This is a genomic window from Geoalkalibacter ferrihydriticus DSM 17813, from assembly GCF_000820505.1.
Classification (GTDB): domain Bacteria; phylum Desulfobacterota; class Desulfuromonadia; order Desulfuromonadales; family Geoalkalibacteraceae; genus Geoalkalibacter; species Geoalkalibacter ferrihydriticus.
The window spans coordinates 330,126-354,020 of record NZ_JWJD01000001.1 but is presented as its reverse complement, the minus strand read 5'-3'; the positions used below and the strand labels follow the sequence as shown (position 1 = coordinate 354,020).

Sequence of the window (23,895 nt, the reverse complement as noted above, 5' to 3'; positions counted from 1 at the left end):
GGGCAAGGCATGCCTTGCCCCTACAAACACACAAACACACCGGTCATAAGAACAATAGATATTTTTCGATCATATCAACAACGGGGATCAACGCATGGCCATGTCATCAAAATCCAAAAAAATCCTGCTGATTCTCGCTCTGATCCTGGCGCTGGTCGCCGGCTATTTCGCCGGAAGCGGGCGCCATACCGGACATGAACCCGGCGCGCCGGGCGAGCCGACGGCGAACGGAGGCAAGGTGCAGTACACCTGCGGTATGCATCCCTTCATCATTCAGGATGAGCCGGGCACCTGTCCCATCTGCGGCATGCGTCTGACCCCCATGCGGCCCAGCGACGAGAAACCGGCGACAGCCGAGCGGCAAATCAAGCACTGGGCGTCACCCATGGACCCGACCTATGTGCGCGACGAACCCGGTCAGGATTACATGGGCCATGATCTGGTGCCCGTTTATGAAGATGGCGCGGTTCCCGGACAGGTCTTGATCGATCCGGTGACCATGCAGAACATGGGCGTACGCATAGCGCCCGTGGAACGCCGCGATCTCAGCCGCACCATCCGCACCGTAGGCACCATCGAATACGATGAGCCGCACCGTTATAGCATTAACAACAAGATTGACGGCTGGGTGGAGCGCCTGCATGTCAACCAGACCGGTCAAACGGTGCGCAAGGGTCAGGCGCTACTCGATATTTACAGCCCCGAACTGGTCTCCGCGCAGGAGGAATTCCTGCTCGCCCTGCGCAATCGCGATCGCCTGGCGCAAAGCTCCTTCCCCGAGGTGGCCGCGGGCGGTGAGCGGCTGCTCGAAGCCGCCCGCACCCGCCTGAAATACTGGGACATCAGCGAGCGCCAGATTGCCGAGCTGGAAAAATCCCGCCAAGCGCGCAAAACCCTGACTCTTTTCAGCCCCCACGCGGGGATCGTCACCGAAAAGCGGGTTTTTGAGGGGATGCGAATCATGGCGGGCGAGGATTTGTTCCAGATTTCTGATTTGAGCCGGGTCTGGATCATTTCCGATATCTATGAATTCGAGGCGCCTTGGGTGCGTGTCGGCCTTCAGGCGCGCGTTGAACTACCCTTTGCCGCCGAAGCGGCACGTGAGGGCGAGATTACCTTTCTCTATCCGTATCTGCGCGCCGAAACGCGAACCCTTCAGGCGCGCATCGAATTCGACAACCCCGATCTGCAACTCAAGCCCGGCATGTATGCCAACGTCTTTATCGCCGCGGATCCGGTCATGGATGTCCTGGCCATACCGAGCGAGGCGGTGCTGCGCTCGGGGAAACGCGAACGGGTTTTCGTCGCCCTTGGTGAAGGCCGCTTCGAGCCGCGCACCGTTACCGTCGGCGTGACGGATGAAGACGGCTATGTTCAGATTAAAAGCGGATTGCGCATGGGCGAGGATGTGGTCGTTTCGGCGCAGTTCATGCTCGATTCCGAGGCCAAGCTGCAAGAGGCCATTCAGAAGATGACGCCGCTGCCCGAAGCCCCGGAACCCGAGCCGGAAATCGACCTGGAAGACCTGTTTTAAAATCGTCCGTAGTCCGTTGCAAGTGACCAACCACGGACAACCAACCACAGACAACTGACCACGGACAACTGACCACGGACAGCCTTTATGATTGAAAAAATTATTGAATGGTCAGCGCGCAACCGGTTCATGGTTGTGCTGGCGACGATCGTGCTTATCATCGGGGGAATTTATTCCCTGCGCAATGTGGCCGTCGACGCCATTCCCGACCTCTCGGATGTCCAGGTTATCATTTTCACCGAGTATCCCGGGCAGGCGCCTCAGGTGGTGGAAGATCAGGTCACCTATCCCCTGACCACGCGCATGCTCTCGGTGCCCGGCGCCAAGGACGTGCGCGGCTACTCGTTCTTCGGTTTTTCCTTCGTCTATATCATTTTCGAAGACGGCACCGACATGTACTGGGCGCGTTCGCGGGTGCTCGAATATCTCAACTATGCCGCCGGTCAGCTTCCGCGGGACGTAACGCCGGTACTGGGGCCCGATGCCACGGGCGTGGGCTGGGTTTACAGCTACGCCCTGACCAGCGACCGGCATGACCTGCAGGAGTTGCGCTCCATTCAGGACTGGTTTCTGCGCTATGAACTGGCCGCGCTGGACGGGGTCTCGGAAGTGGCGAGCCTGGGCGGTTTCGTCAAGCAATACCAGGTGGTGGTCGATCCCAATAAGCTGCTCGCCTACGATCTGCCCATCTCCGATCTGATGATGGCCATTGAACGCTCCAACGTCGATGTGGGGGGCGGCGCCATCGAGATGGCGGAAACCGAGTACATGGTGCGCAGCCGCGGCTATATCCAGTCTGTGGAAGATCTGGAAAATGTGGTGGTCATGGCCACCGCAGACGGCACGCCGATCCTGGTGAGGGATCTGGCCGAGGTGCGTCTGGGCGCCGAGATGCGTCGTGGGATCGCGGAGCTTGACGGCGAGGGCGAGGTGGTCGGCGGCATCATCGTCATGCGCTTCGGGGAAAATGCGCGCGAAGTCATCGCGCGCGTGCAGGACCGCCTTGAGGAGCTCAAGGTCGGGTTGCCCGAGGGGATCGAGATCGTCACGACCTATGATCGTTCCGATCTCATCGATCGCTCCGTCGACAACCTCAAGCGGAAGCTCCTGGAAGAGATGCTGGTGGTGGCGCTGATCATCATCCTGTTTCTCTTTCATCTGCCCAGCGCGGCGGTCATTATTCTGGCGCTGCCGGTGGCCATCCTCATGGCGTTCATCATCATGCATGCCCAGGGGCTCAATGCCAACATCATGAGTCTCGGCGGCATCGCCATCGCCATCGGCACCATGGTCGACTCGGGCATCATCATGGTGGAGAATGCGCACAAAAATCTGGAACGCAATCGACACAGGCCACGCTCGGAAGTCATTATCGCCTCCGCCAAGGAAGTCGGACCCACGATCTTTTTCGCTTTGCTGGTGATCGCGGCCTCCTTTGCACCGGTCTTCACCCTGCAGGAGCAGGCGGGTCGCCTGTTCAAGCCGCTTGCCTTCACGAAAACCTATTCCCTGGCGGCCGCGGCGTTTCTCTCCATCACTCTGGTGCCGGTGCTGATGCTGTGGTTCATTCGTGGGCGTATTCGCCGCGAAGATGAAAATCCCATCAACCGCGCCCTGAACCGCATTTATCATCCCGCCGTCAATCTGGTGCTGCGGTGGCGCAAAACCACCCTGCTGGTGGCGCTGTTGATGGTGATGTCCATTGCCTGGCCGGTTTCGAAAATCGGCACCGAGTTTATGCCGCCCCTCTACGAGGGCGATCTGCTCTATATGCCCACCACTTTGCCGGGTCTCTCGGTGACCAAAGCGCGCGAATTGCTGCAACAGACGGACAAGATCATCGCGAGCTTTCCCGAGGTGGAGAGGGTCTTCGGCAAGATCGGACGGGCTGAAACCGCCACCGATCCGGCGCCGATGATGATGATCGAAACCACCATTCTGCTCAAACCCGAAGATCAGTGGCGCACCACGCATGTGCATCGCTTCTATTCGGATTGGCCGCAGGGGACGGAATGGTTCAAGAAGCCTCTGCGCCTCATCTGGCCCGAGGAAAAGACCATCACTGCCGACCAACTCATCGATGAGCTAAATAATGCCGTGCATTTCCCTGGCCTAACCAATGCCTGGACCATGCCCATTCGCACGCGCATCGATATGCTCTCGACCGGTATCCGCACCCCGGTAGGGATCAAGGTCATGGGTGATGATCTACAAGAGCTGGCGCGCCTCGGCGAAGAGATAGAAGCTCTGGTACGGCCGTTGCCCGGAACCCTGAGCGCCATTGCCGAGCGCACCGTCGGCGGCTATTACCTCGATATCGATATCGACCGGCGCGCGGCGGCGCGCTACGGCATCAACGTCGGCGATATTCAGGATGTGATCCAGTCGGCCATCGGCGGCATGCGTATTTCGGAAACGGTGGAAGGACTTGAGCGCTATCCCATCAGCGTCCGTTATGACCGGGATTTCCGCAGCGATTTCGATTCCCTGCGGCGGGTGCTGGTGCCGGGTCCGGGTGGACGGCACATTCCGTTGGGACAGCTGGCCGAGATCAACATCATCAACGCACCTGACAGCATCAAGAGCGAAAACGCGCGGCGTACCGCCTGGGTTTACGTCGATATCCGCGGGATCGATGTCGGCACCTATGTGGAAAACGCTCGGCGCGCGGTGGCGGAAAACATCACCCTGCCGCCCGGCTACAGCATCGTGTGGAGCGGGCAGTACGAATATATCGAATCGACCCGCGAACGTTTGATGCTTATTTTGCCCCTGACGGTTATGGCCATCTTCGTGCTCATCTACATCAGCACCCGGTCGGTGATCAAAACCCTCATCGTTTTCATGGGGGTTCCCATTTCCCTGGTGGGGGCATTCTGGCTGCTGTACATGCTGGATTACAACATGTCGATTGCGGTGTGGGTGGGCCTGATCGCCATGGCCGGACTTGATGCCGAAACGGGCACGGTTATGCTGCTCTATCTCGATCTGGCACGCGAGAAATGGGCGAAAAAGGGGCGCATGCTGACCCGCGGCGATCTGATCCAGGCGGTGCATTACGGGGCGGTTAAGCGCATCCGACCCAAAATTATGACCGTCGTCACTATTATTGTCGCGCTGCTGCCCATCATGTGGAGCAGCGGCGCGGGTTCCGATGTGATGAAGCGTGTCGCCGCACCCATGGTCGGCGGTGCGGTGTCATCGCTGATCATCGAATTGCTGCTCTATCCGGTGGTATATTATGTATGGAAGGCTCGTGAACTCGATAAGAGCATGGTTGCGACTTCGGAGGAGGATATCGATCTGGACGAAGGTCCTGAGGAAGCAAATGGCCTGGCAACCTAAACTGCGGAGATCATCCGCTTACTCCACAAACAACAAGGAGAACACATCATGAAAACAACCTTAAGTCTTTTACTGACCGCAACGCTGATTTTTTCCCTTCCACTGGGCGCCGAGGCTTTCTTCCACCGCTCGAGTCATGACGGGCATGGTGACCAGCATCAGGAAAAGGCAGAAAAAAAGCACGGGCAGCAGGATCATGGTGCTGCCGCGCATGACACCCACGATGCCCATGCGGGGCACGACGTGCATGGGGAAATGTACGATCTCGGCAGTCAATCCGTTCAGGGGGTCAAAGGTAATGCGCACATCAGCGACGTGCGCGAAGCCATGGCTGCAGTTGGCATGCCGGAGACTCATCACTTCATGATCCATTTCATGGATGAAGAAAGCGGCGAGCCCATCGAAGAAGGCACGGTCGCGGTGCGCATCGTCAATCCCGCCGGCGAACAGAGTGCGCCCGTGCGCCTCATCGGCATGGATGGCCATTTCGGTGCCGACATCGTTCTTGATCAGAAAGGCACCTATAAATTTATCGTGGGCAGCGCCCTGCCCGATGAGGTGCGCCGCCAGTTTGAATTCAGCTACGATAACGAATAACAACTTCTGCTAAAAAACGATGCAAAAGGGCCGCTTCCATGTCAGGAACGGCCCTTTTTCCATATCTTTATGAGGGCTTTCTCAGCGCATTTGTCCACCCGTTGCTCCGCGCAGAACCTCGGCGGAGATCACCCCTTCCTCGCGCAGGGGAAAGGTCAGGTTGCGCACTCCTATGCCGCCGACCTTGACCGTGCCGTCGAGCAGGTAGGAGAGTGCCTCCTCGCGCTGCAGGCTGCCGATGAGTTGCAGCAGGCTGAGATAGGCGCCGGAAATACGCAGGGAGATGTCGGCGCTTTTTCCGCCGGCGACGCGCACGGGGGAAAGACTTTTGCCAGAAGATACGCGAACGCCGTTGAGAGCCAGGGCATAGTCGACTTCCTGAATGTTGAGAGCGACGCGATTGGGATTGAACAGACGCAGGTCCGCGCGCATGTTGACATGGGTCAGGGTCAGTTCCTGCACCTGTAAACCGACCAGGCTCACCTGGGGTGGTTCAGGGCGCAAGCCAGCGCAGCCGCTGAACAGCACCAGGGTGAAAAACACAATGAAAATCCGCGAGAGTGTAAGCATTGAATGGCTCCATGTGAGAATAGGTCGTTACATTCTATCAGCAAAAGTCATTCGGGGTACAAAAGTCATTCAGGGTACAAAAGCCCAATGTGGAAAGATTATGGAAATAACCGGAAACAGTTGTCAAACAAGCCTGCCGGCGTATATCATTTTTTTATGTGGATGACGATAAACCGAACCAGGGCGGGCGCACTTTGGGTGTCGCTTTTTTTTCTGTTCGCGACGGGCTGTGCCGGTCCCGCCGGGCATTTTTCCAAGGCCGAACGGGTAGCTGGGCAGATTATCACCGACAAGCAGCAGCAGGCGCTAGGCCGGATCGAACCGTTTTCCGTCGTTCCCGCGGAGCAGACGCTGCGCTATCGTCTGCTCGGCGAACAGGGTCTGGCGACTTCCCATCCTGCATCAGGGGGCAGTCATAAGCTGGATTCCATTTCCCACTGGCCCCGTACGGGCTATTCTGAACTCCTGGAAAAAGACCAGGGTGACGCACATATCGTCATCGATGCACAAGAACCTCTGAGTCTTTCCCTCTTCGATGCACTGCAGGTGGCCGCCGCCAACAGCCGTGAATACCAGGACGCCAAGGAGCGGGTGTTCCGCGCGGCCTTGGCCCTTGACCTGGAGCGCAACACCTTTCGCAACATCCTTTTTGCACGAGGCGAGAGTCAGATCAGCACCGACCGCAGCGGCGAGAAAACACGCTCAGGGGTGGAAAACAGCGCCAGCGGCGGGGTCAGTCGGGCCTTGCAGAGCGGTACCCAACTGACCACCCAGATCGCCTTTGATCTGGTGCGGATGCTCAATGCCGGGGGTTCTTCGTCCATGGGATTACAGGCCGATGCCTCCATCGCCATTCCCCTGTGGCGCGGCTCAGGCCGGCATATCGTTGGTGAGCCCCTGTTGCAGGCCGAACGTGATGTCGTCTATGCCATCTGGGAGTTCGAACGCTTCAAGCATACTTTCGTCGTCGGTGTAGCCAGCGGCTATCTCGGGGTCTTGAGCCAACTCGACCAGGTGGAAAATGCCGAAGACAATTATCGGCGCCTGGTTTCATCCACGCGCCGTGCCAGACGTCTAGCCGATGCCGGACGCCTGCCGGAAATTCAGGTCGATCAAGCCGTGCAGGATGAGTTGCGCGCCCGCGACCGCTGGATCAGCGCGCGCCAGGCCTATGCCCGCACCCTGGATAATTTCCGCATCAGTCTGGGGTTGCCGCCTGATGCTCGCGTCACCCCCGACCGGGATGAACTGCAAAGACTCGCCGACCTTGCGCGCGCGCGACTCGATGCCGAGGGACCGGCCGCCTCGGCTTCAGCCGGCAAGGTTCCACCGGCCGACGCCCCGATTATTCTAAACGAGCCGAGCATGGACGATGCCGGTCCCTATGAATTGCCGGAGCAATTGGCTCTGCGACTGGCTTTCGATTATCGGCTCGATTTGCGAATTGCCCAGGAGCGCACCTTTGACGCACAACGCGGCGTGGTGGTGGCTGCCGATGCTCTCAAGGGCGAGTTGACTCTGCTCGGCCGCGGTTTTACAGGTGAACGGCGCAGCCTGGGATCTGCGGCCTTGCCCGATGCGCGTCTGCGCCCGGAAAGCGGCTTTTACTCAGCTCTTCTGAGTCTTGATCTGCCCATCGAGCGCATCGCCGAACGCAACGCATTCCGCAACAGCTATTTGAATCTGGAACAACGGGTGCGCGCCTTGCAGGAACAGGAAGATCGGGTCAAGGGCGACGTTCGCAACCGCCTGCGCGATCTGGTGGAATTTCGCGAAGGGCTCCACATCCAGGCCCAAGCTGTCCGCGTGGCGCAACGCCGCGTCGAGAGTACCAGTCTTTTTCTGCAGGCGGGGCGGGCCGAAATCCGCGACCTTCTTGAAGCACAGGAGGCCTTGGTCGGCGCCCAGAACGCCTTGACCTCCGCCCTGGTCAACTACCGGGTGGCTGAACTGGAATTGCAGCGCGATATGGGCGTGCTCAAAGTCGACGAAAAAGGTCTGTGGACCGAATTCGACACCATGGAGATTCGACATGAAGGAAGCTAAACAGGCGCTTACGCCCCGTTGGGGCGCTAAAAAATTTTTGTTGCTGATTGGCAGTATCGTTGTCGTTGTCGCAGTCGCGCTGACTTTTTACGTGTCCGGCGGCGCCAAGGAACGGCAAAACACCCAGGGGACGTCAACCTTCAAGGTTGAGCAGGGCCCCCTGGCCATCAGCGTCGCGCAATCCGGCACCATTCAATCTCTGGATCAGGTGGTGATTAAGAACGAGGTCGAGGGACGTACCACCATTTTGTATCTAGTGCGCGAGGGAACCCGGGTCAATAAGGGCGATCTATTGATCGAACTCGACGCCAGCCGCTTGAACGACGACATGGTCGATCAGCAGATTCGCATGATCAACGCGGAAGCCGCCTATATCCGCGCGCGCGAAAATCTCGAAGTGGTGCGCAACCAGGCACAGAGCGAAACAGAACGGGCGGAACTCGACGCGCAGTTCGCCGCCGAAGACCTGAAGAAATACGTCGACGGCGACTTTCCCAAGGATTTGATGTCCGCCGAGGCGCGCATCACCATCAACCGCGAAGAGCTGCGCCGCGCCGAGGAAAAACTGGAATGGTCGCGGGTGCTGTTTGAAGAAAAATACATCTCACAGACGGAATTGCAGGCCGACGAACTGGCGGCCCAGCGAGCCCAGCTTGATCTGGATCTGGCCCTGGCCGAACTCAAACTGCTGCAGGATTTTACCTACCGGCGCAAACTCGACGAATTGCGTAGCCAGGAGAATCAGACCGCCATGGCTCTGGAGCGGGTACGGCGCAAGGCCACGGCCGACGTCATTCAGACCGAAGCCGAATTGCGTGCTCGGGAATCCGAATTCCAGCGCGAGCAGGGGCGGGTTGTCAAGCTTGAGCAGCAGATCGCTAAAACGCGGATCTATGCACCCAATGATGGTTTGGTGGTCTACGCTACCTCGACCCAGGCCAATTTTCGCGGCAATGCCGAACCCCTGGCCGAAGGGCAGGAAATCCGTGAACGGCAGGAGTTGATTTATCTGCCTGCGCCGGGTTCAGTCAAGGCCGAAATCAAGGTGCATGAATCCAACCTGGAAAAGGTACGGGTCGGCATGCCGGTACGCATTACGGTCAACGCCCTGCCGGGACGGGTCTTTCAGGGACGGGTCACCAACATTGCCCCGCTGCCCGACGCCGTAAGCGTCTGGCTTAATCCCGACCTCAAGGTTTACAATACCGACATTCACATCGAAGGCGATGCTGAAGGCCTGCGTACCGGGATGAGTTGTCGAGCGGAGATTATGGTGGCCGAATATCCCGAGGCGCTTTATGTGCCGGTACAGGCGGTGACACGCATCGACGGAATGCCCACGGTTTACGTGCGCCAGGGCGCAAACTTCGGGCCACGGCAGGTGGAAGTCGGCCTGGACAACAACCGCATGGTGCATGTTCTGGGCGGCCTTGAAGTCGGCGAAGCCGTGCTTCTGACTCCGCCGCTGGAGAGTACGCGCGGTCGCGTCACAGGCCAGAACGGCGCACGCGCGGCGCACCCCCAAAGGGGAGGGCGCGGATGAGTTCTGCCGACACCAGTGTCATCCGCCTGGATGAGGTCTGGAAGACCTATCGCGTCGGCAGTGAAGACGTGCATGCCCTGGCCGGAGTCTCCATCGACTTTTTGCGGGGCAGTTTTTGGGCGATCATGGGGCCCAGCGGCTCGGGCAAGAGCACCCTGCTCAACCTGCTCGGCTGCCTTGATCGACCGACACAGGGTGCCTGCTACATCCAGGAGCAGCAGACCGCCGGAGTCGATGACGATGCCCTGAGTGAGATTCGCCTGCGCCATCTTGGTTTTATTTTTCAGAGCTTCAACCTCATCGCCCAGCTCAGTGTGCGTGAGAATATCGAACTACCGTTGTTTTATCTCGGCTGGGAGGCCGAGCGCAGCCGCCGGCGGGCCGAAGAACTGGCGGCCCTGGTGGGGCTGGAAGAGCGCCTTGAGCATCGCCCCAACGAGCTCTCCGGCGGTCAGCAGCAGCGGGTCGCCATCGCCCGGGCTCTGGCCAACGATCCGCAAATCATTCTTGCCGATGAGCCGACGGGTAACCTCGATACCGCCACGGGCACGCAGATCATGGAGATGCTTAAAACCCTCAACCACCAAGGCAAGACCGTGATCATGGTCACCCATGAACCGGAAATCGCTGCCTATGCCGACCATCGCCTGCATATTCGCGACGGCCTTATCGACCGCATCGAGTCTGCGGACAACTGAACATGCGTGAACTCAAGATCGTCCGTAATATTCGCCTGGGTATCAAGAATCTGGTGCTCAACGGCCTGCGTAGCCTGCTCACCATGCTCGGCATGGTGTTCGGCGTCGGCAGCGTCATCGCCATGCTTTCGGTCGGCGAGGGAGCCAGCCAGGAGGCGTTGGAGCAGATCCGCCGTCTGGGCAGCGAAAACATCCTCATCTCGTCCATCAAGCCGGTAGAGGAGGAGAGCAGTCCTCAGGTACGTATTCTCATGAGCATGTACGGCCTGACCTATCAGGACGAGCAGCGCATTCGCGAGACGTTCGATGCTGTTCGCACCACCGTGCCGGTCAAGGCGGTGCGCAAGGAGGCACGACTGGGCGCGCGGGCTATGGAAACACGCCTTATGGGTGTGACGCCGGAGTGGTTCGACCTTGTACAGCGACCCTTGTTGGCCGGTCGTTTTCTCAGTTATCAGGATGAAGAAAATCATGCCGCGGTCGTAGTGGTTACCGAGGCCGTCGCGCGCAACCTCTTGCCTTTGGAGCACCCCCTGGGTTCGTTCCTGCAAATTGGCGGCGAGGTATTCGAGGTAGTCGGCATTGTGGAGTCACTGGGCGAGCAAACCGCGGGAGTGCAAGCGCCTGATCGCCAGGAGGATGTCTACCTGCCCCTGAGCACCACCCGTGAACGCTACGGCGACATGACGGTGCGGCGCAGCGCGGGGAGCTTCATGCGCGAACGGGTCGAGCTGCATCAGATCATTGTACGGGTTGACGATATCGAGAATGTCGAAGCCACCGCCCAGGCCATCGAGGAGATGCTGGGACGGTTTCATAGACAGAAGGACTACCGCATTGACGTGCCCCTGGCCCTGCTGCGCCAGGCCGAGGCCACCAAGCGCACTTTCAATATCGTGCTCGGCTCCATCGCCGGCATCAGCCTGCTGGTGGGAGGCATCGGCATCATGAATATCATGCTTGCCTCGGTGACCGAGCGGACACGTGAAATCGGTATCCGCCGCGCCATCGGCGCTAAACGCCGCCAGATCGTCGGCCAGTTTCTCATCGAAACAGTGGTACTTTCCTGCGCCGGGGGGATGATCGGCATCGGGGTGGGAGTTCTGATTCCGCACCTGATTACCTATTTCGCCGGTCTGACCACGGTCGTTACCGCGGGCAGCCTGATCCTTTCGGTGGTCATTAGCCTCTCGGTGGGGATTATCTTCGGGCTCTACCCGGCGGTACGAGCCGCGCGCCTGGATCCCATCGATGCCCTGCGGCATGAATAGTCGCAGAGTAACTGTTCAGCATGCACCGCAGGGTACGGCGGCATCGTGTGCGGCAAAAACTCACCTGCGGCTCAAACATTTGCCGCAGCACTCAACCGCCGCACCCTGCGGTCCTGTTTTGGACGTTGCAGAATAGTTACGTCGCAGATTCAAAAGATGCAACTGTTCACCACCGCCCGGAAGGGGCTCGCGGTACCCATGTCCGCGGCTGCATGAGCCTGTCCCTGAGACTTGACAAAAAAGACCTTTTAGGTAATAATCTCTCTAAACCAACCTTTATTTCGGGGTGCCCTTATCCCTCCTGGGGGCACCCCATTTTTTTGCCTTTTTCAGTCAATTTCTTGTGACAACCATTCCAAAGCGCTTTCCAGATCGCACTTTCGCGCCAACTTGACCAATCCGACCACATCTCCCTGAACACCGCAACGAAAGCACTGAAAGTGTCCGTCCTTGATTACCATGGGAGCTTCGGCGTCATGGCAGCTCGGACAGAAAAAATGCTTTCCCTCAGCCCTTAGTCCGAGGTCTCTGGCAACCCGCGCGATTGTTTGGGGGTCTTTGATTTGCTCATCCATTTGACGGCGCTTTTCGTCCATGACGCACCTTTTCAAAAATAGGCAAACGTTCAGCTTGCACCGCAGGGCTCAGCCGCCTTGTTCTGCGGCGCCGCGATGACCCTGCGGCTGAATTGTTAAAAAAACAATCACTTCTTATATTTATCAAAGATTTTCGTAGCGACAAGGGTCGAAAGTTGGAAAATATCAGGTAAAGTGTCCAAGATGAAATCAACGACAAGGGAGGAGACCATGGCAAACACGATCCTGGTTACGGGCGCCAATCGGGGTATTGGTCTGGAGCTTTCGCGCCAGTACAGTGCAGCCGGCTGGCGAGTTTTGGCCTGTTGCCGCAATCCCGAGGAGGCCGTGGAGCTGAAAAAATTGGCCGAACACAGCGGCAATAAGATTCTTGTTCTCACCCTCGATGTCGGCCGTGTGGAAGATATTTCCCGCCTGGCCGACGATCTGCGCAAAGAAAAAATCGATATTCTGTTCAACAATGCCGGAATCAACGGTCCAAAGCAGCAAGAATTCGGCCTTATCGATGCCGAAGGATGGATGGCCGCCATGCGGGTCAACGTTCTGGCACCCTATTATATGGCGGTGGCTTTTCTCGACCAACTGGCCGCCGGAAAACGGCGTTTGTTGGCCATCATGGGAACCCAGCTCGGCAGCATCGCCGATAATACCTCGGGCGGCAAATACGTCTACCGTTCATCCAAGGCTGCGGTGCATATGGTCGGCAAGTCCCTCTCAATCGACCTCAAGCCTCGTGGCATTACCACTTTACTGCTGCACCCGGGATGGGTGCGCACCGATATGGGCGGAGCGCAGGCAGCGCTGAGTGTCGAGGAAAGCGTCCAGGGGCTGCGACAGGTGCTGGAGCAGGCAAATGCCGACGACAACGGCAAACTCATTGCCTATGACGGCCGCATCATCCCCTGGTAGATCGTCACCATACGGGGCTTCCGAATGACCAAGAGATCGTCAATCTGACGGAGGACAGCATGCAGGTACACGAAAAATTGTATATCGGCGGAGAATGGGTTCCTGCCTCGGCACGCGCGGGAATCGAAGTTATTCATTCCACCACGGAAGAGACCATCGGCGTCATCCCCTCCGGCGGCAGTGAAGAGGTGGGCATTGCAGTGCAGGCCGCACGCAAAGCCTTGCCCGGTTGGGCTGCGCTGAGTCCGCGGGAACGCGGAGAATATCTGTCGCGTCTGCACGCCGGATTGATCGCGAGCAGCGACGTCATCGCGCACACCATCAGCGCCGAGGTCGGCATGCCCTTTAAACTCTCCCAGCGTATTCAGGCCGGGCTGCCACCGATGATTCTGGAGAGTTACATCAAGCTACTTGATGACTATGCCTTTAGCGAAGAAATCGGCAATTCCCTGGTACTCAAGGAACCACGCGGCGTGGTGGGGTGCATTACCCCGTGGAACTATCCTCTCCATCAGGTCATGGCTAAGATCGCGCCGGCCTTGGCCGCGGGCTGTACGGTGGTGATCAAGCCGAGCGAGCAAGCGCCCCTGTCCGCCTTTAAACTGGCGGAAATCGCTCAGGAAGCAGGGCTGCCGCCGGGGGTTTTCAATCTGGTTAGTGGCTATGGTCCGGAAGCGGGTGAAGCCCTGGTGCGCCATCCCGATGTGCGCATGATTTCTTTTACCGGCTCGACGCGCGCCGGAAGACGCATCAGCGAACTGGCCGCCGCGACGGTCAAGCGCCTGACCCTGGAGATGGGCGGCAAATCGCCCGCGGTGATTCTCGCGGACGCCGATCTGGGAAAAGCGGTCAAAGCGACGGTGGCTTCCTGCTTTCTCAACTCGGGTCAAACCTGCAGTGCTCTGACCCGCATGTTGGTGCCGGAACGCCTTTATGAAAAAGCCGCCGCGATGGCTGTGGAAATCGCCGGCACCTTTGTTCCTGGGGATCCCTTTGCCCCCGACACGCGCTTGGGTCCCCTGGTTTCCGCTGCCCAGCGCGAGCGGGTGCGCGATTCCATCCGCCGTGGTGTTGCCGAGGGGGCCAGGTTGCTGTGTGGCGGAGCCGAGGCGCCTGAGGGCTTGGAACGTGGTTTTTTTGTGCAGCCCACCGTTTTTGGCGAGGTAACGCCAGAGATGAGTATCGCCCGTGAAGAGATTTTCGGCCCGGTGTTGTCAATTCTTGCTTACCGCGATGATGAGCAGGCCGTCGCCATCGCCAATGGCACCGATTACGGCCTGTCGGCTGCGGTGTGGTCGGCGGATACCGATCGTGCTCTGGAGGTGGCGCGACGCATCGAGGCGGGGCAGATCGATATCAACGGCGGCCGTTTCAATCCGCTTGCGCCCTTCGGCGGCTTTAAGCATTCGGGGATCGGTCGCGAGTTCGGCACCTATGGACTGGATGAATTTCTGGAAATCAAGTCTCTGCAACGTTAAGGAAAACAAAAACCAACCTGATTTGCAACTGTTCGGCCTGCGCCGCAGGGCGCGATTGGCAGTGCAGCTAAATAGCACCCTGATTTAAAAGTACTCTGTGGGAGGGTTCTCTGTGCCTGGTCTTATTTTGCGTTGGCTTATTCTGACCGCCGCCATTCTGGCGGCGGCCTACCTGCTCGGCGGCATTCATGTCGCCGGTTTTGGCTCCGCTCTTCTCGCGGCAGCGATTCTCGGCTTTCTCAATGCCTTTTTTCGCCCCATTCTTTTTCTTCTCACCCTGCCCATCAACATCCTGACACTGGGATTGTTCACCTTCGTCATCAACGCATTGATGCTGATGATGGTCTCGGGGGTTATCGGCGGCTTTCAGGTTGCCGGTTTCGGCTCGGCCCTCCTTGGCTCTCTGGTCATCAGTCTGGTCAGTTGGTTGCTGAGTTCTTTCGTCAGCGACCGCGGGCGCATCGAGTCAGTGGACATCGAATTACGCCGTCGCCGCGACGGTCGTTGGGAGTGAGGACGCTCAGAGCGGTTTGAGTTGACCTTGGTCAGGGCCTTTGGGTAACATCAGATTTTACTTTATTCCCCTCTTCACCTAAAGGTTCAAAAATGAAAACGCGTTCACGAAAAAAGGCTTTCGTCCGTAAAGTCGGATTGCTGTTGATGTTGCTGGCGGTTGTGGGGCTGATTGTCGGCGCCTTCAGTTACTTCCGTGACACGGATGGCCCCGAAATCACCCTCCTGGCTGACTCCGAGCGGGTATCGAACAAGCCGTTGACCTTCGAGCTGAGCGATGAGGGCTCAGGTCTCAAAAATGTGACGATTACCCTGACTCAAGGCAACATTTCCCGGCAAATTCTCGACAAAACCTATGAGCAAGGCGTCACTCGCAGCAGTGAAACCATCACCTTGCAAGACCCTGCCTTGCGCGACGGCCCCATCGAAGTTCGCGTAACGGCCAGGGACCAGTCGATTTTTCGTTTTGGCGCCGGCAACACCACCGACCAGGTCTTTGAGCTGATTTTCGACGCGACCCCGCCACGTGTCAACGTATTGAGCACGGCCCACAACATCAATCAGGGGGGCGCCGCTCTCATCGTCTATACAGTTTCCGAAGAGGTAAAGAGGACCGGGATCGAAATCGGCGAGTATTTTTTCCCCGGCTTTCTCCAGCCGTCGGGCGAATACATCGCTTTGTTCGCTTTTCCTCACGACATGAGCACGGCCGATTTCTCGCCGCGCCTTATCGCTGTTGATCTTGCCGGCAATGAAGGCCGCGGGGGCTTTCAATACCACGCCAACGCGCGCCGTTTCCGTCATGACAACCTCAACATATCCGACAATTTTCTGAACGCAGTCATACCGCAGTTCGAGCGTTATTTTCCTGCAGCCAATTCGTTACTGGAGACTTTTTTGAAAGTCAACAGCCGGATGCGCGAGGACAACCGGCAAACCTTGGTTGACCTGAGCCTCAATACCGCTTCGGAGCCTCTTTGGCACGGCGATTTCCTGCGCATGGCCGGAGCGGCCAATATGGCCGGGTATGCCGATCGCCGCACTTACCTCCACCAGGGACAAAAAATCAGTGAAGCGACCCATATGGGTGTCGATCTGGCCTCGGTTCAGCAGGCCCCGATCCGTGCAAGTAATCATGGACGGGTGATTTTTGCGGATTTCCTGGGGATCTACGGAAACTGCGTGGTCATCGACCATGGGCTGGGGCTACAAAGCCTTTACGCGCATCTGTCGCGGATGGAGGTCGCGCCCGGAGATTTTGTACAAAAAGGTGATCCCATTGGCAACAGCGGCGCCACAGGCATGGCCATGGGCGATCATCTGCATTTCGAGGTCACCGTCGGCGGCGTCTCGGTCAACCCCATCGAGTGGTGGGATCCCAACTGGGTGCGGAATAATATCACCAGCAAATTGCCCCAATAAGGAAACTAGGGAATAATTCGCACCGGAGCAAAGCCGCTGCCTTCGGATTGCATATTGGTCACCTGGCCTTGGTAGAGACGGGCCGCAATGCCGAGAATGTGATCGCGGTAGGCAAAGAGGCGAAAATCAGTTTTTAACGGATGATTTTGGCTTGGGGTCAGGGAAGGTGGGACCAGAGTCTGGGCCAGGGTGTGCTCCAGCGGCAGCGAATTGAAGCGGGTACGGGAAATGCTCGCCCCCATATAAACTCCGCGGCTACCGAAGCGGGTCACCGGTTTGAAAACCAGATTCTTGCGTTGCTGCCAGGCAGCCTCCGCGCCCAGATCGACCAACAGGCGGCTGTAAGGCACGCCGCTGAGAATGCGTTGGGACATCTTTTCATGCAACCCAAACTCGCGCAGCGCTTCCGCGTCCGACCAGAGGACCATGCGGCGCTTGTCGCCAAGCAGTGCATAGGAAAAGGGGTTGGGCGTGAGGCAGATGTTCCCCTCAGCGTAAGCCCGGGCGATAGCCGCCATGGCCGGTGATTCAAGATAAAAGTCGCAATGGCGGTTGTAGATAAGGCTCAGCGCTTGACCCTGATGGAACAATGCTCCCTCGCGCTCTTCCAATTCGGTCGGATCCGCGATCACCGCCGGCACCCCCCAATCTTGGAACAACCGCTGAAATGCCTGCATTTCCGGGTAGAGGAACTGGGTTGCCGGATTTTCATCGACAATCGCAATGCGCTGAGGGCGCAAACGGCCCCCACCTGAATGGCGTTGCATTTCCTGCGCAAAGGATTGAAGTAGTTTACTTTGCAGTCGCAAAGGAATCCCTGTGACGCTATTGCGATCTTTGGGCCGGTGAGCGAGATAAGCCAACAGGCCACCGCCCGCATTGGTGTTGACTTCGATCAGGCGCGGCCCATTGGGACCGAGATGAAAATCGTATCCCATCATGACGGCGTCATGGCCTGGATCAAAGGCAGCAATGGCAGGAATCTGCGGCGCAATCAGTGCGCGGTAACCGGCCAAGCGACTCAAATGAAACAGATCCCGGGCCAGGCGCATCATGGTGAGCAACTCGCGACGGGGAAGATCAACGGGTGTCTCGATCAGATTCCGGGCGAATAAAGGCATGGAATATTCACCCCTGAATGATGCGTTGATGTTCAAGGTGCCTCACCTTCATCCCAGGTAAAGGGCAGGTAGAGGGAAACCACGGCGCCGCTTTTTTCGCTGTTGGCAATGATCATGTCGCCGCCGTGGCTTTGCAGAATGCGCGAGCACAGCGACAACCCCAGGCCGGATGTTTTGCCGTTGTTCGTGGCGAAGGGGGTAGCCACATGCGTCAGGATCTCCGGCGCGATGCCGGGCCCGGTGTCGCGGATTTCGATGACCAGACGATTCTCTTCGCGACGGGTAGCGATGGTCAATTCACCACCGTTGGGCATGGCTTCCAGCGAGTTGGTGAAGATGCTGCGCAGACAGTAGCTCATCTGCTTAAAATCGATGCGTGCCTGCGGCAAGCCCGCCGTCAGGTCGAAGCGAGCGGCAATGCCCCCGAGATCCATGTCTTCGAGCAGACTACCGTAGACCGTGGTCAGCAATTGGTTGATATCCCAGGTGTCAAAAGTGGGGTGCAGGGATTCGGAATAGTTAAGCGCCTCCTGGAGCACTTCCTCAAGTTTACGCGTTTCGCGCACAATGGATTCAATGTAGCGGCGACGTTCATCGCCTTCAGGAATATGGCGGCTCAGGGAGCGGGCAAACCCCCCGATGATCATCAGCGGATTGCGTATGGAATGGGAAAAGTGGGAAACAATTTTACCCACCAGGGCCATTTTTTCCATGCGCACCATTTGCTCTTGCTGCTGCTGCAAGCGCCGATGAGCATCGCGCAGCTTGCCCAGTTCCTCCTGCAACTGTTCATACAGGGCCCCCCGCTCGATGGCGAAGGCAAGGGGCAGGGCGAAGGTTTCCAGGGAGCGCAGATCGTGCTGCGCGATCGGGCGCCGATTAACGATGTTGTCGGCGATCAGCAGCCCAACACGTCGGTTGCGACTTTTTAGAGGAACCAGCACGACTTCTTTGACTTCCAGAGCCTCAACTTGCCGACGGTCGATATGGGGCTCATGCCAGAGATCATAGATGTGGCGGCTCGTGGAGCCGTTGAGGGTTTCGATGAAGAGATGATTGCCCTGCGAGAGGGGAATGGACAGCAACTCGAGAAGATCGCGAAATTTTTCTTTTTCAGAAATCATTTTGTGTTCGTAAAACAGGCGCGCCATCTCTTGCAGGCTGTAGTGTTTTTCCTCGATTTCATGCCAGATGCGTTGCGCGTCTTCCAGGCGACGCGGACCGACGGCCACATAGCCGTTAAGATTTAGGCGCTGGCCATCAACCAGCAATAAAATGGCGCGGTTGAAACCGAATCCCTGGCCCGCGGTGATGGCGGTGAGTGCCATGGAAATGATTTCATCCAGGTCGAGACTGGACTGGATTGTCGAGGTCACTTCATGGAGAAACTGAAATTCGCGGTTGCGTACTTCAAGTTCGCCATGTAGGGTCTGGCGCTCCAGGCGCAAATCACTGATGCTGTCGAGAGCAATACTGAGAAGTTCTGCCGAGGATTCGCCCTGGTTGCGCAAATCGTTCAGATCTTCAAAAAAACGAGGACATTTGAAGCAGCGTTCGATCAGCCGTTTTTTTTGGTTGAAGAGCAGCTCTTCATCGCCGGCAGCGAGGTTGGGACAGCGCTCCAGGGAATCTAATTCCCGGTTCCAGCAACAATTCTGTGCCAAAGTATTTTCCTCGCAAAAGAACAAAAAAAGTTATTCTTTACTCCGCAAGTGCTATTTTACCAGAACAGGGTGCATAAAAAAAGCCGGCGATTGGATTCGCCGGCTTTTTCAATGCTGCGAGGGGAGTAAAATCAAGACATACCCACTCCCAGAAATTTTTTGGCCATCTGCATCAAACTTGGTTTATACGTCTGCGGCTCAGGTTCCTGACGTAGCGCCAAGCGCTCCTCCAGAGTTATTTGCGCACTCTTGTCGGCAGGCGGAGTCTGACTGAGCTTTTGCGCGAGTTCGGAAAACTGAACCCGGTCCGTGGTCGCAGGCTGTAAAGGCCGACTCGTAGCTTGAGGCTTTTCGGCGGGCGCCTGTGCGGCGGGGTTCACTTCCGGTGTCGTGGTTGCTTTTGTCAGCCAATTCAGAAGAGAAGAACCGATATTCATGGCATTCACTCGCAGTCATGAGACTAGAAAGATAAGATTAAGTTGATCTCACCAGGCAACTTTAAGCGAGGATCGAGAGATTTTCAAGAAAAAAATGATCACATGAAAAAAATTTTCTCTTTATGCCCAGTGATGGGTTGGCCTTGACAAAAACGCACGAATAAAGCCAAAAGAAAGACAATAAAAATTTATTTTAGCGGCGGGTCTTCCGCCATCCTGACCCTTAATCCAGCCTGGAACCTTGAGATCTGCGCACTGGCCTGCTCGGAACTCACGCGTCCCGGCAAAGAAATGAGGCGAGATGAACCCCAACCAAACCATCAATCTTGACGATTATCGCCCCCCGGCTTATCTGGTCAACCACATCGATCTGCGCTTTGATCTGGATGAAAGCCGCACCCGCGTGACCGCCCTGCTTGAAATTGTGTGCAATCCCCAGGGCTCTGGAGCTGGCTCGCCGTTGGTTCTCGACGGTAACAACCTTGAACTTGTGAAGCTGCGTCTCGACGGGCGCGAGTTGTCAGCCGACGAATATTCTCTCGAGGGTGAACGACTGGTATTGGGCGAAGTTCCGGTAAATTTCAGTCTTGAGATCGAAACCTTGACCGATCCCAGCAGCAATGCCGCCTTGGAAGGGCTTTACCTCTCCGGAGGCAATTTCTGCACTCAGTGCGAGCCCGAAGGTTTTCGTCGAATCACCTATTTTCCTGACCGTCCCGATGTCATGGCCGGGTATCGCACCACCATCGTCGCGGATCGCGCGCGTTATCCGGTGCTGCTGGCCAACGGCAATCGCGTGGCCCACGGCGAGCTTGAAGGGGGCAAGCATTTCGCCGAATGGGTGGATCCTTTTCCAAAGCCGTCCTATCTGTTCGCTCTGGTCGCCGGTAAGCTGGCCTGCCTCGAAGATACCTTTACCACGCGTTCGCGTCGCGCCATTAAGTTGCAAATCTACGTCGAGGCGCACAATCTCGACCAGTGCGCCCATGCCATGCATTCGCTGAAAAAAGCCATGCGCTGGGATGAGGAGCGCTTCGGTCTGGAGTGCGATCTGGATCAGTACATGGTCGTCGCGGTGGATGATTTCAATATGGGCGCCATGGAAAACAAGGGCCTCAACATCTTCAATTCAAAATATGTGCTGGCACGTTCCGACACCGCCACCGATGTTGATTTCGAGAATATCGAAGGGGTGATCGGCCACGAATACTTCCACAACTGGACGGGCAATCGCGTGACCTGCCGCGACTGGTTCCAGCTGAGTCTCAAGGAAGGCTTGACGGTGTTCCGCGACCAGGAATTTTCCGCGGACATGAGCGTGCGCGCCATCAAGCGCATTGCTGATGTGCGCCTGCTGCGCACCGCACAGTTCGCCGAGGATGCCGGGCCCATGGCGCATCCGGTGCGCCCCTCGAGTTACGAGGAAATCAACAATTTCTACACCCTGACGGTTTACCACAAGGGTGCCGAAGTGATCCGCATGATGCACACTCTGCTCGGCGAACAGGGATTCCGCCGCGGCATGGATCTCTATTTCCAGCGCCATGACGGGCAGGCGGTGACGACCGACGATTTCGTGCGCGCCATGGAGGATGCCGGCGCTATCGATCTGGTTCAATTCCGCCGCTGGTACACCCAGGCCGGTACCCCCCAGGTACATGTCGAACGCCATTACGATCCGCAATCCCACACCTATACCCTGACTTTGAGCCAGAGTTGTCCTGCAACGCCGGGCCAGGATCAAAAACTGCCCTTTCACATCCCCGTCGCCGTCGGCCTGCTCGACGGCAAGGGGCACTCCCTGCCGCTGCACCTGGAAGGGGAGACAGAAGGCGCGGCGCCACACACGCGGGTGCTCAGCCTGACCGAAGCGCAACAGACCTTTCGTTTCACCGGCGTGCGCCGGGAGCCGGTACCGTCGCTGCTGCGCGATTTCTCCGCCCCGGTCAAGCTGACGTGCGATTTCAGCGATGACGAACTGGCTTTTCTCGCCGGGCATGACAGCGATGCCTTTACGCGCTGGGACAGTGGACAGCAACTGGCTTTGCGCGTCTTGCTGCGCATGGTGGATGATTTCCGGCAGGCACGCACCCCGCAAGCGCCGGGGGCGCTGTCGGCAGCCTTACGCAGGACTCTGGGCGACACGCACCTGGAGGCAGCGTTCAAGGCACAGGCCCTGCAATTGCCCAGCGAGGCCTATGTGGCGGAGCAGATGGCCGTCATCGATCCGCTTGCCGTGCATCAAGCCCGCGATTACCTGTTGCGGCACCTGGCGAAGGAGTTACGCACGGACTTGTTGGCTGGCTGGCAGAATCACATGGATGCCGGGCCCTATCATTTCGAGCCCGAGGCTGTGGGCCGGCGCAGTCTGAAAAACGCGTGCCTGGGTTACCTGACCAGGTTGGATGAACAGGTCTACGTGGATCTCTGCGTCAACCAGGCTCAGCAGGGCCGCAATATGACCGATGTGCTCGCGGCGCTGAGCCATCTCGCGCAGCTCGACTGCCCTGAAAGCGACGCGCAGTTGGCGGCCTTTTACGACAAGTGGCAGGCTCAGCCGCTGGTGGTGGATAAATGGTTTACCCTGCAGGCCACCTCGTCCCGGGCGGATACCGCAACCCGCGTATCACAATTGTTGCAGCATCCGGCCTTCACCCTGCGCAATCCCAACCGGGTACGCTCGCTGCTTGGAGCCTTTTCTCAGGGCAATCCCGTGCATTTCCATGCCGCCTCCGGCGCCGGCTATCGCCTGCTTGGCGAGCATGTGTGCAAGATCGACGCTTTCAATCCTCAGCTTGCCGCGCGTCTGGTTTCGGCCTTCAATCACTGGCGCCGTTATGACGCGCAGCGACAGATGCTGATGAAAGAACAGCTTGAGCAGATTCTGGACCAACCGGGATTGTCGCGGGATGTGCGCGAAGTGGCAGGGAAGAGTCTCGGGCAATGAGGAGCGTGGCTTGCGAAAGGCGGGAGCTGAGAGGCGGTGAACAATTGAGCTTCACGAGCGTATTCATTGTCGGCTGCGGAGACATCGGACAACGGGTGGGGCAGTTGTGGCGGGAGCGCGGGGTTGAAGTCACGGCTCTGGTCCGTTCGCCCGAGGCGCAAATGAAACTTGAAGCCCTGGGATTTTCCGTGGTGCGGGGTGACCTTGATGAGCCGCAAAGTCTTGCGGATCTGCCGTTGCGCAACCGCCTGGTTTATTATTTCGCGCCGCCGCCGGCTCAGGGTACGCACGATCCGCGGATGGCGGCTTTTTGCGAGAACTCGCTGGCGGCGCACAAGCCCTGGAAGATCGTGTATATCAGCACCAGTGGGGTGTATGGCGATTGCGCCGGGGCGCTGGTTGACGAGGATGCCCCATTAAAGCCGCTGACAGACCGGGCCCGGCGCCGGGTCGCTGCCGAAGAGCATCTGCGCAGCTGGCAGGCCCGGCATGACGGGCAAGTGGTGATTCTGCGTGTCCCCGGCATCTATGGCCCGGGACGTCTGCCGCGCAAGCGCATCGAGCAGGGTGTGCCGGTGCTCGATGCGCGGCAGGCGGCGCCCTCCAACCGCATTCACGCCGTCGATCTGGCGCGCATCTGCGTGGCGGCGGGGGATAAGGGCGAGGCGGGCGATGTCTTCAATGTCTGTGATGAAAGCGGCGGCAGCATGAGCGATTACTTCAATGCCGTAGCCGATGCCTGCGGATTGCCGCGCCCGCCCCAGATCAGCATGGAGGAGGCGCACCGGATGATGAGTCCCGAAATGCTCTCCTATCTCAACGAATCGCGCCGCCTCGATACCAGGCGTTTGCGCGACAGGCTGCGCATCGAGCTTCTCTATCCCGATCTGGTTTCGGGCCTGCGCGCGGCGTTGGCCGAAGAAAGCGAAAACGCGCGACCATGAACGGCGGTGAGATTTTTTTTCGCCTGCGCATCTCCGCCGAGGAATACCTGCGCTATTATCGGGGCACGGCGACGTTTGTTCAGGTAAGAGCCGAAGACGGCCGCCGTATTCGCCTGCCTGCCTCAAGCCTGCGTCGCTTTGTGATGCGCGGGGGGATTGAGGGTCGCTTCCGGCTGCGTTTTGACGGCCATCAGAAAATTATTTCGCTGGAAAAAGTCAATTCCTGACGTCTTCGTCTCTTCTCCCTGATAAACGCGACT

General features: G+C 58.0%; 19 protein-coding genes. 14 read left to right on the top strand and 5 right to left on the bottom strand.

Annotation, left to right across the window (positions count from 1 at the left end; genetic code table 11):
• Positions 1–94 precede the first annotated feature (94 nt).
• The 3 genes from GFER_RS01770 to GFER_RS18520 all read left to right on the top strand — a co-directional run bounded on the left by GFER_RS01770 (position 95) and on the right by GFER_RS18520 (position 5,476).
• Positions 95–1,534, top strand: coding sequence for an efflux RND transporter periplasmic adaptor subunit (locus GFER_RS01770; RefSeq protein ID WP_052445854.1), 1,440 nt, complete (start codon positions 95–97; stop codon positions 1,532–1,534).
• An 87-nt stretch (positions 1,535–1,621) separates the two neighbouring features.
• The gene (locus GFER_RS01765; RefSeq protein WP_040095518.1) at positions 1,622–4,879 is read left to right on the top strand and encodes an efflux RND transporter permease subunit; all 3,258 of its coding nucleotides are present in this window, start codon (positions 1,622–1,624) and stop codon (positions 4,877–4,879) included.
• A 48-nt stretch (positions 4,880–4,927) separates the two neighbouring features.
• Positions 4,928–5,476 carry a hypothetical protein gene (locus tag GFER_RS18520; protein WP_139172111.1) on the top strand — a complete coding sequence of 183 codons (549 nt, stop codon included), beginning with the start codon at positions 4,928–4,930 and terminating at the stop codon, positions 5,474–5,476.
• A gap of 81 nt (positions 5,477–5,557) precedes the next feature.
• Here GFER_RS18520 and GFER_RS01755 read toward each other — a convergent pair whose 3' ends face one another.
• Entirely contained in the window at positions 5,558–6,046 is a 489-nt protein-coding gene (locus GFER_RS01755; RefSeq protein WP_040095516.1) for an LEA/WHy family protein, read from the bottom strand.
• A 198-nt stretch (positions 6,047–6,244) separates the two neighbouring features.
• On the opposite strand from GFER_RS01755, the gene GFER_RS01750 reads away from it, so the two are divergent.
• Genes GFER_RS01750 through GFER_RS01735 form a run of 4 tightly spaced genes read left to right on the top strand, consistent with a single transcriptional unit; the run spans position 6,245 to position 11,604 of the window.
• A complete protein-coding gene (locus GFER_RS01750; RefSeq protein ID WP_052445851.1) occupies positions 6,245–8,092 on the top strand; it encodes a TolC family protein in 1,848 nt (615 codons plus the stop codon).
• On the top strand, positions 8,079–9,635 hold the full coding sequence (locus tag GFER_RS01745; protein WP_052445850.1) for an efflux RND transporter periplasmic adaptor subunit: 1,557 nt from the start codon (positions 8,079–8,081) through the stop codon (positions 9,633–9,635). Before GFER_RS01750 ends, GFER_RS01745 begins: the two co-directional genes overlap by 14 nt.
• Positions 9,632–10,333: an ABC transporter ATP-binding protein gene (locus GFER_RS01740; RefSeq protein WP_040095513.1), complete on the top strand. Its 702-nt coding sequence runs from the start codon at positions 9,632–9,634 to the stop codon at positions 10,331–10,333. The genes GFER_RS01745 and GFER_RS01740 overlap by 4 nt, the downstream gene beginning before the upstream one ends.
• A gap of 2 nt (positions 10,334–10,335) precedes the next feature.
• Complete coding sequence (locus GFER_RS01735; RefSeq protein ID WP_040095511.1) at positions 10,336–11,604, top strand: ABC transporter permease; 1,269 nt, start codon at positions 10,336–10,338, stop codon at positions 11,602–11,604.
• Between the two features lie 329 nt (positions 11,605–11,933).
• Here GFER_RS01735 and GFER_RS01730 read toward each other — a convergent pair whose 3' ends face one another.
• Positions 11,934–12,200: a CHC2 zinc finger domain-containing protein gene (locus tag GFER_RS01730; protein WP_040095509.1), complete on the bottom strand. Its 267-nt coding sequence runs from the start codon at positions 12,198–12,200 to the stop codon at positions 11,934–11,936.
• 210 nt (positions 12,201–12,410) lie between these two features.
• Between GFER_RS01730 and GFER_RS01725 the strand changes: the two genes are divergently transcribed.
• From GFER_RS01725 to GFER_RS01710, 4 genes are all read left to right on the top strand, one after another.
• Positions 12,411–13,109, top strand: coding sequence for an SDR family oxidoreductase (locus GFER_RS01725; protein ID WP_040095506.1), 699 nt, complete (start codon positions 12,411–12,413; stop codon positions 13,107–13,109).
• Positions 13,110–13,168: 59 nt separating this feature from the next.
• On the top strand, positions 13,169–14,587 hold the full coding sequence (locus tag GFER_RS01720) for an aldehyde dehydrogenase family protein (RefSeq protein WP_040095504.1): 1,419 nt from the start codon (positions 13,169–13,171) through the stop codon (positions 14,585–14,587).
• Between the two features lie 112 nt (positions 14,588–14,699).
• Positions 14,700–15,101, top strand: a complete 402-nt coding sequence (locus GFER_RS01715) for a phage holin family protein (protein WP_040095501.1) — start codon at positions 14,700–14,702, stop codon at positions 15,099–15,101.
• Positions 15,102–15,193: 92 nt separating this feature from the next.
• Positions 15,194–16,522 carry a M23 family metallopeptidase gene (locus tag GFER_RS01710; RefSeq protein ID WP_040095498.1) on the top strand — a complete coding sequence of 443 codons (1,329 nt, stop codon included), beginning with the start codon at positions 15,194–15,196 and terminating at the stop codon, positions 16,520–16,522.
• A 5-nt stretch (positions 16,523–16,527) separates the two neighbouring features.
• Here the strand turns inward: GFER_RS01710 and GFER_RS01705 are convergent, their stop codons facing one another.
• The 3 genes from GFER_RS01705 to GFER_RS01695 all read right to left on the bottom strand — a co-directional run bounded on the left by GFER_RS01705 (position 16,528) and on the right by GFER_RS01695 (position 19,744).
• The gene (locus GFER_RS01705) at positions 16,528–17,643 is read right to left on the bottom strand and encodes a hypothetical protein (protein ID WP_040097173.1); all 1,116 of its coding nucleotides are present in this window, start codon (positions 17,641–17,643) and stop codon (positions 16,528–16,530) included.
• Between the two features lie 32 nt (positions 17,644–17,675).
• A complete protein-coding gene (locus GFER_RS01700) occupies positions 17,676–19,307 on the bottom strand; it encodes a sensor histidine kinase (RefSeq protein WP_139172113.1) in 1,632 nt (543 codons plus the stop codon).
• Between the two features lie 131 nt (positions 19,308–19,438).
• Positions 19,439–19,744, bottom strand: a complete 306-nt coding sequence (locus tag GFER_RS01695; protein WP_040095496.1) for a hypothetical protein — start codon at positions 19,742–19,744, stop codon at positions 19,439–19,441.
• Between the two features lie 301 nt (positions 19,745–20,045).
• Between GFER_RS01695 and pepN the strand changes: the two genes are divergently transcribed.
• The 3 genes from pepN to GFER_RS01680 are packed head-to-tail and all read left to right on the top strand — an operon-like array spanning position 20,046 to position 23,862.
• Positions 20,046–22,691 (top strand): aminopeptidase N, encoded by a 2,646-nt coding sequence (pepN, locus tag GFER_RS01690; protein ID WP_040095493.1) that lies wholly within the window; start codon positions 20,046–20,048, stop codon positions 22,689–22,691.
• On the top strand, positions 22,688–23,635 hold the full coding sequence (locus tag GFER_RS01685; RefSeq protein WP_074669542.1) for an SDR family oxidoreductase: 948 nt from the start codon (positions 22,688–22,690) through the stop codon (positions 23,633–23,635). The genes pepN and GFER_RS01685 overlap by 4 nt, the downstream gene beginning before the upstream one ends.
• Positions 23,632–23,862, top strand: coding sequence for a DUF2835 domain-containing protein (locus GFER_RS01680; RefSeq protein WP_040095491.1), 231 nt, complete (start codon positions 23,632–23,634; stop codon positions 23,860–23,862). Before GFER_RS01685 ends, GFER_RS01680 begins: the two co-directional genes overlap by 4 nt.
• The last annotated feature ends 33 nt before the right edge of the window (positions 23,863–23,895 follow it).

Excerpts from the sequence above, each read along its gene's own strand:
- GFER_RS01770 (WP_052445854.1), top strand. The coding sequence starts at position 95 with ATGGCCATGTCATCAAAATCCAAAAAAATCCTGCTGATTCTCGCTCTG.
- GFER_RS01765 (WP_040095518.1), top strand. The coding sequence starts at position 1,622 with ATGATTGAAAAAATTATTGAATGGTCAGCGCGCAACCGGTTCATGGTT.
- GFER_RS18520 (WP_139172111.1), top strand. The coding sequence starts at position 4,928 with ATGAAAACAACCTTAAGTCTTTTACTGACCGCAACGCTGATTTTTTCC.
- GFER_RS01755 (WP_040095516.1), bottom strand. The coding sequence starts at position 6,046 with ATGCTTACACTCTCGCGGATTTTCATTGTGTTTTTCACCCTGGTGCTG.
- GFER_RS01745 (WP_052445850.1), top strand. The coding sequence starts at position 8,079 with ATGAAGGAAGCTAAACAGGCGCTTACGCCCCGTTGGGGCGCTAAAAAA.
- GFER_RS01740 (WP_040095513.1), top strand. The coding sequence starts at position 9,632 with ATGAGTTCTGCCGACACCAGTGTCATCCGCCTGGATGAGGTCTGGAAG.
- GFER_RS01735 (WP_040095511.1), top strand. The coding sequence starts at position 10,336 with ATGCGTGAACTCAAGATCGTCCGTAATATTCGCCTGGGTATCAAGAAT.
- GFER_RS01730 (WP_040095509.1), bottom strand. The coding sequence starts at position 12,200 with ATGGACGAAAAGCGCCGTCAAATGGATGAGCAAATCAAAGACCCCCAA.
- GFER_RS01725 (WP_040095506.1), top strand. The coding sequence starts at position 12,411 with ATGGCAAACACGATCCTGGTTACGGGCGCCAATCGGGGTATTGGTCTG.
- GFER_RS01720 (WP_040095504.1), top strand. The coding sequence starts at position 13,169 with ATGCAGGTACACGAAAAATTGTATATCGGCGGAGAATGGGTTCCTGCC.
- GFER_RS01710 (WP_040095498.1), top strand. The coding sequence starts at position 15,194 with ATGAAAACGCGTTCACGAAAAAAGGCTTTCGTCCGTAAAGTCGGATTG.
- GFER_RS01705 (WP_040097173.1), bottom strand. The coding sequence starts at position 17,643 with ATGCCTTTATTCGCCCGGAATCTGATCGAGACACCCGTTGATCTTCCC.
- GFER_RS01695 (WP_040095496.1), bottom strand. The coding sequence starts at position 19,744 with ATGAATATCGGTTCTTCTCTTCTGAATTGGCTGACAAAAGCAACCACG.
- pepN (WP_040095493.1), top strand. The coding sequence starts at position 20,046 with ATGAACCCCAACCAAACCATCAATCTTGACGATTATCGCCCCCCGGCT.
- GFER_RS01685 (WP_074669542.1), top strand. The coding sequence starts at position 22,688 with ATGAGGAGCGTGGCTTGCGAAAGGCGGGAGCTGAGAGGCGGTGAACAA.
- GFER_RS01680 (WP_040095491.1), top strand. The coding sequence starts at position 23,632 with ATGAACGGCGGTGAGATTTTTTTTCGCCTGCGCATCTCCGCCGAGGAA.